A 12,232-nucleotide genomic window follows, 5' to 3' on the forward strand; every position below is an offset into this window, starting at 1 on the left:
TCTCGGTCACCGGTCAAGAGCCGGGGCGGGCACCCGGCTGTGACCCGGTGAGGTCCCCGTCACACCACGTCACACCCGGCTGCGCCGGGCGCTCTCACCCACGGGACACAGGAGGGGACATGGGTGGCACGGACGCGTTCGTCGAACACCGGGAGCTGCTGTTCGGCATCGTCTACGGGATGCTCGGCACCGTCGCCGACACCGAGGACGTGCTCCAGGAGACCTGGCTGGCGTGGGCACCGCGGCGGGACGTCGCGAACCCGCGCGCCTACCTCGTCCGGATCGCGGTCAACCAGGCGCTGCGCCGCCGGTCGCGGGCCGGTCGGGAGACCTACCCCGGCCAGTGGTTGCCCGAACCGCTGGTCGCCGACGCGGCGGACGAGGTGGTGCGCGGCGAGGAGTTCGCCACGGCCGTGCTGGTGGTGCTGGAGACCCTCACCCCGGCCGAGCGGGCGGTGTTCGTGCTGCACGAGGTGTTCGGCTACGCGCACCCGGAGGTCGCGGCGCTCCTGGGGCGCACCCCGGCGGCGGTCCGGCAGCTCGCGCACCGGGCGCGGGAGCGCGTCGCGGCCCGGCGGCCCCGGTTCACCGTCGACCCGCGCACGCGGCGGCGGGTGACCGAGCGGTTCGTGGCCGCCGCGCTGGGCGGTGACCTCGAAGCCCTGCTGGGGGTCCTCGCGCCGGACGTGGTGCTGCGGACCGACGGCGGCGGCAAGGGCCCGGCGACCAGCCCCGACCCGGTGCGCGGCCGGCACGCGGTGGCCCGGGTGCTGCTCGCCGTCGCCGAGGGCGTCGCGGGGGTGGACGTGCGGTACCGCCGGGTGCGCGACGACCCGGCGGTGGTGCTGTTCGCCGGCCGCCGGCCGCTCGCCGTGCTGGTGCTGGAGGTCCGCGGCGACCGGGTCGAGCACATCTACTCGGTCACCAACCCCGACAAGCTGACCCGGGCGCGTTAACGCCGCCGCGCCGCGACGGCGTCCGCCACCAGCGCCACCACCTCGTCGAACACCGGGTCGTCGTAGTAGTAGCTGTGCCCGCGCAGCGGCGAGGCGACCATGTCCGGGTCCGGGTCGAGGAACTCGGGGTCGCGCAGCCGCACGTCGTTGCCGCGGCGCACGCCCCACAGCTTCGGGTCGGCGAACAGCCGCTCCTCCGCCGTCTCCGGCCACACCTGCACCGGACCGCCCAGCGGGTCGGTGAGCCGGTGCACGTTGCACCACCGGTCGCCCAGCTCCTCGTGCAGGCGGGCCAGCTCGGCGTGCCCGAGGTAGTGCGGGAACAGCCGCGAGTAGGCCCACTGGAGCTGCGAGCCGTAGGTCACCAGGCCGACGCGGCGCACCGCGGCGGCGGCCTCGGCCTGCCTGATGTACCGCTCGCCGTCGGCCGGGTCGGGCCGCTCGGCCTCGCGGCGCAGCAACGACAGCGCGGCGAAGCACACCACGCTGCCCTGGCTGTGCCCGGACAGCACGACCGCGCCCACCCCGTGGTGGCCGGCCAGCCGGACCGCGCGGGAGGTCAGCTCGATGGTGGCGCGACCGCCGTAGGGCGGCGGGCAGATCGGGTGCGCGGTCCGCGGCCAGAACGCCACCAGGTCCCACACGATGCCGACCACCGTGCGCATCTTCGGGCTCTGCCACGTCCGCACGCCCAGCACCACCAGCACCACCACGAGCCCGGACACCACCAAACTGCCCAGCGCGCCGAGCTCCCGCGCGGGCCGCGTCGACAGCCAGTCCGCCAGGCCCGGCGGCGGCGCGGCCCGCCAGTCCGGGTGCACGAGCCTGGCCAGCGCGAGACCACCGCCCGCCGCCACCAGCACCCCGCCCAGCAGCGCGACCGCGCCGAGCAGCCAGTGGTAGCGGTACTTCGCCGACGCCACCCGCTGCGTCAGCGCCACCTTGCCGATGCCCGGCCGGTCGGGACGCCCCGGGTAGTCCGCCACGACACCGTCCCGCACGGCCACCCCGACCGCGTGGCGCACGCAGGACGAAATCCCCACCGCGTAGGAAACCCCGGCCACGGCGGCCAGGCCCCAGAACACCCACCCGGTCCCGGACGTCCACCGCCAGACCACCGCCACCGCCGCCACCACCGACCCGGCCGAGAACACCAGCGCGCTCGACACCTGCCGCACCATCGCCGCCACGACCGGTGCCACCAGCAGCGGGAACGCGATCGCCAGCACACCCCACAACCCGGCGCCCACCAGGTAGCTCGTGCCGAGCACCAACCCCGGTCGGCCGGTGCCGGGCACCGGCTCGCCGACCCAGTCCACCACCCGGTAGGCGAGCCCACCGCTGAACCCGACCGCCAACGTGGTGGCGACCACCGCGATCACCGGCGTCGCGTACCCGTGCCACATCGGCCGGAACCGCTTGTCCGCCACCATCAACTCGACACCGCGCGCGGAGCGCCGCATCCGCGCGCAGGCGGCGAACAGCACCACCAGCAACAGCACCGCCAACGCCGACAGGACGTCCGTGACCGCCTCGAACCCGGCCAACGGCGTCACCGGCCCGACCTCGTCCGTCGGCACCCGCCACAGGAACCCCGTCGCCAACCCCGCCGCGACCAGCAGGTAGGCCACCGCCACCCACTTGAGCCGCCGCGAGTCCACCTGCCGCCGGTCCGGCGACAGGACCACGCACCCGACCGCCCACGCCAGCACGGCGACGCCCAACCCGACCGCCGCCCACGACAACGCGTCCGACGGCCGGTCCGGCTGCGCGGTCCGCAACGACCCGGCGCACAACACCCCCACCACCGCGCACGCCGCCGCCACGTGCGCGTCACGCAGCACGGGCGTGCGCGGCGACGTGTGCCAGAACGCGTAGTCGCCCAGGCTGCCCGTGCTGGTCTCCCACACGTGGTGCGTGCCCTTCGGCTCGTACAGGAACGTCTGCCGCCCGAACCACCACAGCACGGCCACCACCAGCACCGGCGGCGCCATCCCGACCAGCAGCACCGCCCCGAACGGCCACCCGGCCAGGAACCCCAGGTGCTCCGACCGGCACGCCACCGTGCCCGCGCACTGCCGCACCAGCAACTCCAGCGACGCGTACGCGGTGGCCGTGACCAACATGCCGGTCAGCACCAACCCGAGCAGCCGGAGCACCGCCTCCGCGAACCGCCCCGCGCCCAACAACGCGTACCGGGCCAGGTTGAGGATCGCGAAGGGCATCAACGCCAACCACAACGCCCGCGTGGCCCCGCCCGAGGTGAACCGCCCCCAGTGGAACGCCTCGACCGTGCGCTCCCGTCCACTGGCCGGCGCCACCACCGGCTTCCCCGCGCGCAGGAACCGGGCGACGTCGTCCCCGGCCACCGGAGTGGGGAACGGATCACCGAGCATCGCCTCGGGCGGCGTCCCGGACACCCCGTGCACCCGCAACTCCACGACGTCCTCGGGCACCACCCCACCACCCACCCTCACCCGCCGACACGACTACCTACCGGATCGCCCCCACGACCGACCCCGTTTCACACCGACCCCGCCCACCTCACCACCACCCCGCCCCTGCACCTGGCCCTTCCCCACAGAAGAGGGCTTCGTGCCATCCCGCCGACCTGGCAACGCCCTACCGCGCGTGTCAAGGGGGGCTGGTTCACCGATACCCGATCGGCGACTGATGTCCGCCCCCCCTTGACGCGTGCGGTAGCCCTCCGGGAGGTCGGCGGGATGACACGGAGCCCGGACCACTTTCGCAGCGGGAGCAGGAGACGGGACCAGGGGTCATCCTGCTGATCTGCCCGTCCGGCGAGGACTCTTTGGTTTTTGGCCCCGGCGGCTCGGTGGTCGGGTCCGGCGCGATTTGACATGGGGCCCTTACGGGCACCCCAGGCAGGCCAAAGCCGGGCAGGCCCGGCGGAAAGAGCGCCCGCCGCACCTGCCCGGCTCCGTCCAGCCCATGGCACCCGAACCCATGTCAAATCGAGCCTCTGCGGTGGGTTCCGGACCCGATGTACGCGGGATGAGGTGGTCGACCGATCGACATCGGTCAGGAGATGGAGAAGACCGAGGCCCACTTCTGACTGGTCGAGTTGGTGTTGGCGGTGTTGGCGGTGACGGCCTGGCCGGCGGTCGCGTTGCCGTCCAGGGAGTAGCCGGTGCCGGGGTTGATCAGGGTGTAGGTGCCCACGGCGTTCTGCGTCACCTGCCAGCGCTGGTTGGCGCCACCGAGGTTGACCAGCTGCAGGGAGACCTGGCCGCCGGCGGTGGTCGGGGCGGTCAGGTAGAGCGGGATCGGGCAGCTGTCGTAGATCCGCACGGTGCCGTCGCCGTTCGAGGTGAACTTCCAGCGCTGCGAGGCGCGGGAGGTGTCCAGCGCGGCGAACTCGGCCACCGACGGGACGCTGCCGCTGCAGGTGCCGCCGCGCTGGAGGGCGACGCCGCCGCCGTTGCTGAGCGCGTGGTAGGCGTTGTCGCCGACGATCGTGGGGCCGTAGTTGATGGCGAACGAGTCCAGGGCGGTCAGCGCGGCACCGGTGGTGGACAGCGGCGGCACGGCGGTCGGGCGCACGTTCTTGAACCAGTCGGCGAAGGTCGAGGGAGTGTGCGAGGCCAGGGTGGTGATGGTGCGGTCCCAGCTTCCGTCCACCTGGTTCCACAGCTGGAGCAGCGCGCCGTCCACGTTGCCCTGCACCTGGTCACCGGTCTGCCAGCCCGAGGCGACGGTGAACGGGTAGGACGAGCCGTCCGGGAACACGTACCGCTGGTCGCCCAGCAGGTAGGCCGCCAGCGAGTCGGCGAAGCCCTCGGTCCAGGCGCACGTGGCCGAGGACGCCGTCGGGATGTAGTGCGGGTTGCAGTTGGTGACGGCCGGGAACGTGCCGTTGTAGAGCCGGTGCTGGAAGAAGTGGCCCGCTTCGTGCAGCACGGTGTGCTCGGAGTCCGGGTCGGCCTCGGCCAGGTGGATGGTGTTCGACAGGTCGTAGTAGGGGCCGTCGGTCGACCCGGTCTGCCAGCGCAGCGTCAGCGTGGTGCAGGTGGCGGCGTTCGCCTCCGCGGTCGTCCAGCACGGGGTCGTCGAGTTGACCCGGCGCGACCAGAGGAGGTTCACGGTGTCGAACGCGTGCCAGGCACGGGCGGCCGTGGTCGGCTTGACCACGCCGAGGGCGATGTTCGCGGAGACGTTCGTCTGCGTCGGCGTGTCGTAGGAGTAGACCGTGCCGGAGGCGTTGGCGACCCGCCACACCTGGTTGTTGCGCGCCGCGAAGCGCACGAACAGGTGGTCCATCGCGGTGGTCGTGACGGGGGTGTAGCAGAGGTTGAACGCGCCGTCGGCGGCGCTGGTCAACTGGGTGTCGGTGTTCAGCTTGTGGTCGGTGTCGGTCGACTTCTCCCTGCCCCACAGCTCGACCGAGGCGTTGCGGACGCCCCTGGTGACGGTCGGCTTCGTGGTGCCGCCCTCGGCTGACGGGAAGTCGGCCTTGAGGGTGCCGCTCAGGCAGATGGGCTGCGCGGCGGAGGCGACACCTGCCGACAGCGGCATGATGACGCTCGCGGCGAGCACCGGCGGCGCCAGCAGGCGGAGCAGGGTGCTGGGTCTGTATAACATCGTCTTCCTTCCGAAAAAGAACTCGTGATCCGCCGATCGGCGGACCCGGCGCGGCGGAGAAGACCGAGTCTCCCGGCTCGGTCGGTGGCGCACCGTCATGTGACGGGTCGTCGGAACCGCGATTCATCTTGAGTCGGCATCACGCCCTCCACAAGGGGCACAAAGGGTTGCGGAACCACTTGTTTTCACAGATGCACGCGGCGGATGAACGATCCGGTCACCGCATTTTGCGGATTCCGCCGGCGCTTGGGAATTGCATCACGACTTGGAATTCGGACAAAACATCGTGACGATTCGCGGGCCGGTCGTCGTCGCGTCCCGGGCGGACGGGACCGGAGGGGTGCCGGGGTGGCGGCCGGCCCTGGTGAGAGCATCTGGGCGTGACCCGGCCGCCGATCGTGGCCGGGGCGTTCCCGGCCCGCGACCCGAAAGGCTGCCCAGGTGACCAAGCCCGCCCGCCGCGACCCCAGCAAGCTCGTCGACGCCTCCGGCTTCCGGGAGTTCGTCCGGCACGGCTGGGGACCCGCCGACCGGGCCGCCCGCGTCGCGCCCGGGGCCGCGCGGGCCGCCGCCGCGCACCGCGACCGGCTCAGCGCCGCGCTGCCCGGCGCGCGCATCGCCGTGGCGGCCGGCTGGGCCCCGGTGCGGTCCAACGACACCGACTACGGCTTCCGGCCCGACAGCGACTTCTCCTGGCTGACCGGCTGCGCCGCCGAGGGCGCGGTGCTGGTGATGCAGCCGGTCGCGGGCGGGCACGACGCCGAGCTGTTCCTGCGCCCCCCGGCCGGGCCGGACGAGCCCGACTTCTTCGCCAACGCCCGGGACGGCGAGCTGTGGATCGGGCCGGTCCCGGGCCTCGCCGAGTGGGGCGAGGCGCTGGGCATCCGCTGCCGGCCGCTGCACGAGCTGCCGTCGGCGCTGCGCGGCAGGCTGCCCGCCGTGCACGCCACGACCGGCGTCGACCCGCTGCTGGACGCCCTCACCGGCGCCGACCACGCCGCCGAGCTGCGCACCGTGCTGGCCGAGCTGCGCCGGATCAAGGACGACTGGGAGATCGGCCAGCTCCAAGCGGCCGTGGACGCGACCGTCCTCGGGTTCGCCGACGTCGCCGCGGAGCTGCGGGCGGCGGTCAAGGGCGGTGGCGAGCGGTGGTTGCAGGGCACGTTCGACCGGCGCGCCCGCACCGAGGGCAACGGCCCGGGGTACGCCTCGATCGTGGCGGCCGGCCCGCACGCGCCGGTGCTGCACTGGGTCCGCAACGACGGCCCGGTGCCCGAGGACGCCGTGCTGCTGCTGGACGCGGGCGTCGAGCTGGACACCCTCTACACCGCCGACATCACCCGCACGCTGCCGGTGTCGGGCACCTACACCCCCGCCCAGCGCCAGGTGCACGAGCTGGTCGAGCGGGCGTCGGCGGCGGCGCTGGCGGTCGTGCGGCCGGGTGCGGCGTACCGGGACTTCCACCAGGAGGCCATGTGCGTGCTCGCCGAGGGCCTGCGCGACTGGGGCCTGCTGCCGGTGTCGGTGGAGGAGTCGCTGGACCCGGACGGCCAGCACCACCGCCGGTACATCACCTGCGGCGTGGGGCACTTCATCGGGCTCGACGTGCACGACTGCGCCAACTCCGGCTCGGCCGCCTACCACGAGGGCACGCTGGAGGCCGGCATGGCGCTGGCCGTGGAGCCCGGCCTGTACTTCCACCCGAACGACGAGACCGTGCCGCCGGAGCTGCGGGGCATCGGCGTGCGGCTGGAGGAGAACGTCGTGGTCACCGGGTCGGGCAACCGGGTGCTGTCGACCGCGCTGCCGAGCGACGTGGCCGGCCTCGAGGCGTGGGTCGCGGCGGCGGGCCGGTAGTCAGCGCTTGCGCAGCCGCACCGACGTGATGGCGTGGTGCTCGACCTTCAGCACGTCGATGGTCCAGTCGGAGACCGTGATCCGGTCGCCGGGGCCCTCGGGGATGCGGCCGAGCACCACCAGCACGAGGCCCGCGATGGTGGCGTAGTCGCCCTCGGGCGCGTCGGGCAGCTCCACGCCCAGGTCGACCAGGTCGTGCACGGGGAACGTGCCGGGCAGCACGAGCGAGCCGTCCGGCCAGTTGCGCACCGCCATCACGTCCCGGTCGGTCTCGTCCAGGATCTCGCCGACGACCTCCTCCAGCAGGTCCTCGAGCGTGATGATGCCGTCGACCGCGCCGTGCTCGTCCACGACCAGGCCGAGCTGCTCGCGCTCGGTCTTGAACCGGCGCAGCGCGTCGGACACCCGCACCGAGTCGGGGAACACGACCGGCTCGCGGGCCACGTCGACCAGCTTGGCGTCGTCGTCCAGCAGGTCGCGCAGGTGCACGACGCCCACGACGTCGTCCAGGTGCCCGCCGCGGGCGACCGGGGCCCGGGAGTGGCCGGAGGCGGCCAGCTCGGCGCGCGCCGACGGCACGTCGGTCCCGGCGTCCAGCGTGACGACGGACCGGCGCGGGACGAGCACCTCGCGCAGCCTGCGCTCGCTGATCTCCAGCGCGCCGTTGATGATCATGCGCTGCTCGGCGCTGAGGCCGCGCTGCGCCGAGACCAGCTCCCGCAGCTCCTCGGCGGACATCTGCTCGGACTCCGCGTCCGGCTTGCCGCCGAACACCCGGACCACCAGGTTCGTGGACGCGCTCAACGCCCACACTGCGGGCCGCGAGGCGGTCGACAGCACGTGCAGCGGCCGGGCCGCCAGCAGCGCCCAGCGCAGCGCGTACTGCATGGCCAGGCGCTTGGGCGCCAGCTCGCCGAACACCAGGGTCACGAACGTCAGCACCACCGTGACCAGGGCGATCGCCACCGGGCTCGCCGCGTCGCCGAGGAAGGACAGCAGCGGCAGGAGCGGCGCGGCCAGCGACACCGCCGCCGTCGCCGAGGCCAGGAACCCGGCCAGCGTGATGCCGATCTGGATGGTGGCCAGGAAGCGGTTCGGGTCGCGCGCCAGGCGCACCAGCGTCCTGGCCGACGCCCGCTCGTCGCGCTCCAGCGAGCGCAGCTGGCCCTCGCGCAGGCTGATCAACGCCATCTCGCTGCCCGAGAACAGCGCGTTCACCAACACCAGCACCGCGACCAGCGCGATGGTCCACCCGTACCCGTCCACACCCGAGTCCATACCCGGACCCGGCCCACCCGCAACCGGGGGTTGGCCATTTCGAGTGGTGGCGCCCGCGCTCCGGGGCCCACCCGGCTCGCTACCCCACCACCGCGGGGCGGTCGGTGGTGAGGGCCCGACCGCTGGTGGTCAGTTCCGTGGCCACGCGTTCCACCGCGTCGGTGAACTCCCGGTCGTCGCAGTGCCAGTCGGTGAGCTTGACCAGCAGCCAGCGCCGCCAGGCGGCGACCAGGTCGGCGAAGACGTCCGCGCCCTGGGGCGTGAAGCGGTAGCGGCCGGCCGACTCGGTGACGTAGCCCCTCGTCTGGAGCTGGCGGGCCACCGGCTCGAAGACGCCCGCCGGCACCTTCGTCGCCGCGGCCAGGCGGTCCAGGGTGGCGTCGCCGTGGTCCACGCTCTGCCGGAACACCTTGACCACCAGCCACGCCTGCGCGTGCGTGAGGGGGACGCCCGAGTCGCGCAGCACGTCGGGGGTGGGGTCGCGGCGCTCGCGGCCGACGATGAGCGCCACCAGCTTCTCCAGCTCGCGCACGGAGTCGGAGGTGTGGGGCGCGGCGAAGTTGTCACCCACCTCGGTGGCCGCCGCGCGGGCCGTGTCGCGCAGCGGCACCTCCTTGAGGAACAGGGCGACCAGGAACGCGACGGCGGCCACCGGTGCGGCGGACAGGAACACGGAGTGCAGCGTGTCGGCGTAGGCGGCGATGATCGGGGCCTTGAGCGGCTCCGGCAGGGCGTGCAGCGCCCGCACGTTGGTCGCGGCGGCCGGGTCGACGCCCGGCGGGATGGCGGCGGCCAGGTTGTCGGGCAGGTTGCTCGCGTACACCGTGCCGAAGACCGCCACGCCGAACGAGCTGCCCAGCGTGCGCAGGAAGCTGACCCCCGACGTGGCCACGCCCAGGTCCTCGTAGTCGGTGACGCTCTGCACGACCACCATCGCCACCGGCATGCACATGCCCACGCCCAGGCCGAGCACGAGCATGTACCCCGACGCCTGCCAGAACGACGTCTGCGGGTCCAGGCGGGACAGCAGGAGCAGCCCGGCGACCATGAGCAGGCTGCCGACCAGCGGGAACGCCCGGTACCGGCCGGTCTTGCCGATGACGTTGCCGGTGGTGACGGAGGCGATCAGCAGGCCGACGACCAGCGGCAGCATCTCCAGGCCCGACCGGGTGGCCGTCGCGCCGTGCACGTACTGGAGGTAGGTCGGCAGGAACGTGACGCCGCCGAGCATGGCGAACCCGACCACGAAGCTGAGCACCACGCACACCGTGAAGACGCGGTTGCGGAACAGCCGCATGGGCAGCACGGGCTCGGCGGCGCGCGTCTCCACGAACACGAACAGGGCCAGCGCCACCACCGACCCGACCGCCATCCAGACGATCGTCGGCGAACCCCACGGGTACTCGACGCCGCCCCAGCTCGTGACCAGGGTGAGGCCGGTCGAGGCCAGGCCGATCAGCAGGATGCCGAGGTAGTCGATCCTCGGCCGGCTCCCGCCGCGGATGCCGGGCAGGGCGAACGCGGCCACGGCCAGCACCACCACGCCGAGCGGCAGGTTGACGTAGAACGCCCAGCGCCAGCTGAGGTGGTCCACGAACAGGCCGCCCAGCAGCGGGCCGACCACCGTCGCCACGCCGAACACCGCGCCGATGAACCCCTGGTACTTGCCACGCCGGTCCAGCGGCACCACGTCGGCGATGACCGCGGCCGAGGTCACCATCAGCCCGCCCGCGCCGAGCCCCTGCACCGCGCGGGACAGGATGAGCCACGTCATCGAGTCGGCCCAGCCGCACAGCAGCGAGCCGAGGAGGAACAGGACCACGCTGGCCAGGAACGCCCGCTTGCGGCCGAACAGGTCGCCGAACTTGCCGATCAGCGCGGTCATGATGGTCTCGGCGAGCAGGTAGGACGTGACCACCCAGGACAGGTGCCCCGCGCCGCCGAGGTCGCTGACGATGGTGGGCAGCGCGGTCGCCACGATCGTCTGGTCGAGCGCGGCGAGCAGCATCCCGAGCATGATCACCGAGACGACGGCGTTGCGCGTGCCGCGCCCGACCTCGACGTGCTCGACCACGGTGGACCTCCCGGCCGAACCATAGGTCCGCCACCGCGCCACCGCTCGCCCACGACCACGGCCGGGTGATCACGGTGGTCGCCTTGTTTCGAACGTTGTCCGGCCGCCTGGAATTCGTCGGGCAGGATCGGCGGGCGCGATGGGACGGGTCCGGTGGAATTTCCTCCTCCGCGTGGGAACAATCGCGGCGGAATCGACTGCCGTTCACTTCTTCCGGCGCTCTTGTGCTCGTCCGTTGGGCGGTTGACCGCCTCGCGGTCCGCCCTGAACGATGTCGATCGGAAACGTCCCCGGCGGAGGGAATCGAAGTGGGCGGGAATTCGTTGTCCGTTCCGCGTTCCGGAACGACGTGGCGGCGCGTGGTGGCGCTTCTCGCGGTGGTGTTGTCGTCCGCGGCGTTGTCGTCGGTGGCGGTCGCCGCCGGGCCCGCGTCGGCCGCACCCGCCGGGTTCCGGGTCGTCGCGACCGTCGACGTGGCGGTCAACCCGTTCGGGGTCACCCTCGCCCCGAACGGCCGCACCGCGTGGGTCGCGAACTCGGGGCCGCTGGACGGGCACATCGGCAACCGGGGTCGCACGGTCACCGTGCTCGACTCGAAGACCTACCGGATCGAGTCGGTGATCGACGTCGGCGTCTTCCCCGAGGACATCGCCTTCACCCGCCACGGCCGGCAGGCGTTCGTGACCAACTCGACCTCGGCCACCGTCTCGGTGATCGACACGGCGTCCCGGGCGGTCACCCAGACGGTGGACCTGGCACCGGTGCCGGTGCGGTACCCGTTCGGGGTGATCGCCGACCGGAGCGGCCGCAAGGTCTACGTGACCACCTTCGGCGGGGCGTCGGACGCGGCCATCACCGTCCTGGACAACCGCGATCCGCGCCACGTCACCATCGGCGGCACCATCACCATCCCCGGCTTCGCCCCGAACGGGTTCACCGGGCGCCCGGCGTTGACGCCCGACGGGAAGCTGCTCGTCGTGCCGCACGGCTCGTTCAACGGGCCCGCCAAGGCGCTGCTCGTGGACACGGCCACCGACAGCGTCCTCGCCGACGTGCCCCTCGCCGACGCGGGCGGCCCGCAGGCGGCGAGCACCACCCCGGACGGGAGGTTCGCCTACGTCGGCATCTTCGGCGGCGTGCTCGGGGGCGGCGGTGGCGTCGCGGTCGTGGACCTCGCCCGGCGCAGCCTGGTCAAGGTGATCGCGACGCCGGCCCCGGAGGTGCACGGGGTGGACGTCAGCCCGAACGGGCGCTTCGTCGTCGCCACCAACTTCCGCTCCCGCACGGCGTCACTGATCTCGACGGCGACGAACGAGGTGCTGACGACCATCGAAGTCGGCACCAAGCCGAACGACACCGCGTTCACCGCCGACGGCCGCCGCGCTTTCATCACCAACCAGGGCGACACCACCGTGTCAGTCGTGGCACTGCCCACCCGATAACCGGTCCGACGTGAGGATTCGCC

At 73.0% G+C, this 12,232-nt stretch carries 7 protein-coding genes; 3 read left to right on the top strand and 4 right to left on the bottom strand.

The genetic code is table 11. From position 1 onward, the window contains the following. Nucleotides 1–119 precede the first annotated feature (119 nt). Nucleotides 120–956, top strand: coding sequence for a sigma-70 family RNA polymerase sigma factor (locus ACIGNX_RS18265; protein ID WP_396541443.1), 837 nt, complete (start codon nt 120–122; stop codon nt 954–956). Here ACIGNX_RS18265 and ACIGNX_RS18270 read toward each other — a convergent pair. Together ACIGNX_RS18270 and ACIGNX_RS18275 are read right to left on the bottom strand one after the other, a co-directional pair. Further along, complete coding sequence (locus ACIGNX_RS18270; RefSeq protein WP_396541445.1) at nt 953–3,412, bottom strand: hypothetical protein; 2,460 nt, start codon at nt 3,410–3,412, stop codon at nt 953–955. The two genes, ACIGNX_RS18265 and ACIGNX_RS18270, sit on opposite strands and share 4 nt — an antisense overlap. A 586-nt stretch (nt 3,413–3,998) precedes the next feature. Continuing rightward, nucleotides 3,999–5,558 carry an RICIN domain-containing protein gene (locus tag ACIGNX_RS18275; RefSeq protein ID WP_396541447.1) on the bottom strand — a complete coding sequence of 520 codons (1,560 nt, stop codon included), beginning with the start codon at nt 5,556–5,558 and terminating at the stop codon, nt 3,999–4,001. 441 nt (nt 5,559–5,999) lie between these two features. Between ACIGNX_RS18275 and ACIGNX_RS18280 the strand changes: the two genes are divergently transcribed. Continuing rightward, a complete protein-coding gene (locus tag ACIGNX_RS18280) occupies nt 6,000–7,415 on the top strand; it encodes an aminopeptidase P family protein (protein ID WP_396541449.1) in 1,416 nt (471 codons plus the stop codon). On the opposite strand, the gene ACIGNX_RS18285 is transcribed toward ACIGNX_RS18280, so the two are convergent. Both ACIGNX_RS18285 and ACIGNX_RS18290 read right to left on the bottom strand, forming a co-directional pair. After that, complete coding sequence (locus ACIGNX_RS18285) at nt 7,416–8,681, bottom strand: hemolysin family protein (protein WP_396541930.1); 1,266 nt, start codon at nt 8,679–8,681, stop codon at nt 7,416–7,418. It lies immediately after the preceding gene. A 91-nt stretch (nt 8,682–8,772) separates the two neighbouring features. Further along, on the bottom strand, nt 8,773–10,710 hold the full coding sequence (locus ACIGNX_RS18290) for an MDR family MFS transporter (protein ID WP_396541932.1): 1,938 nt from the start codon (nt 10,708–10,710) through the stop codon (nt 8,773–8,775). Nucleotides 10,711–11,126: 416 nt separating this feature from the next. On the opposite strand from ACIGNX_RS18290, the gene ACIGNX_RS18295 reads away from it, so the two are divergent. Beyond that, complete coding sequence (locus tag ACIGNX_RS18295) at nt 11,127–12,209, top strand: hypothetical protein (RefSeq protein ID WP_396541451.1); 1,083 nt, start codon at nt 11,127–11,129, stop codon at nt 12,207–12,209. The last annotated feature ends 23 nt before the right edge of the window (nt 12,210–12,232 follow it).

The sequence above is a fragment of the Actinosynnema sp. NPDC053489 genome, from assembly GCF_044544865.1.
Taxonomy (GTDB): Bacteria; Actinomycetota; Actinomycetes; order Mycobacteriales; family Pseudonocardiaceae; genus Actinosynnema.

Bases quoted from the DNA above. Each gene is read 5' to 3' on its own strand.
- ACIGNX_RS18265 (WP_396541443.1), top strand. From the start codon at position 120: ATGGGTGGCACGGACGCGTTCGTCGAACACCGGGAGCTGCTGTTCGGC.
- ACIGNX_RS18275 (WP_396541447.1), bottom strand. From the start codon at position 5,558: ATGTTATACAGACCCAGCACCCTGCTCCGCCTGCTGGCGCCGCCGGTG.
- ACIGNX_RS18290 (WP_396541932.1), bottom strand. From the start codon at position 10,710: ATGCTCGGGATGCTGCTCGCCGCGCTCGACCAGACGATCGTGGCGACC.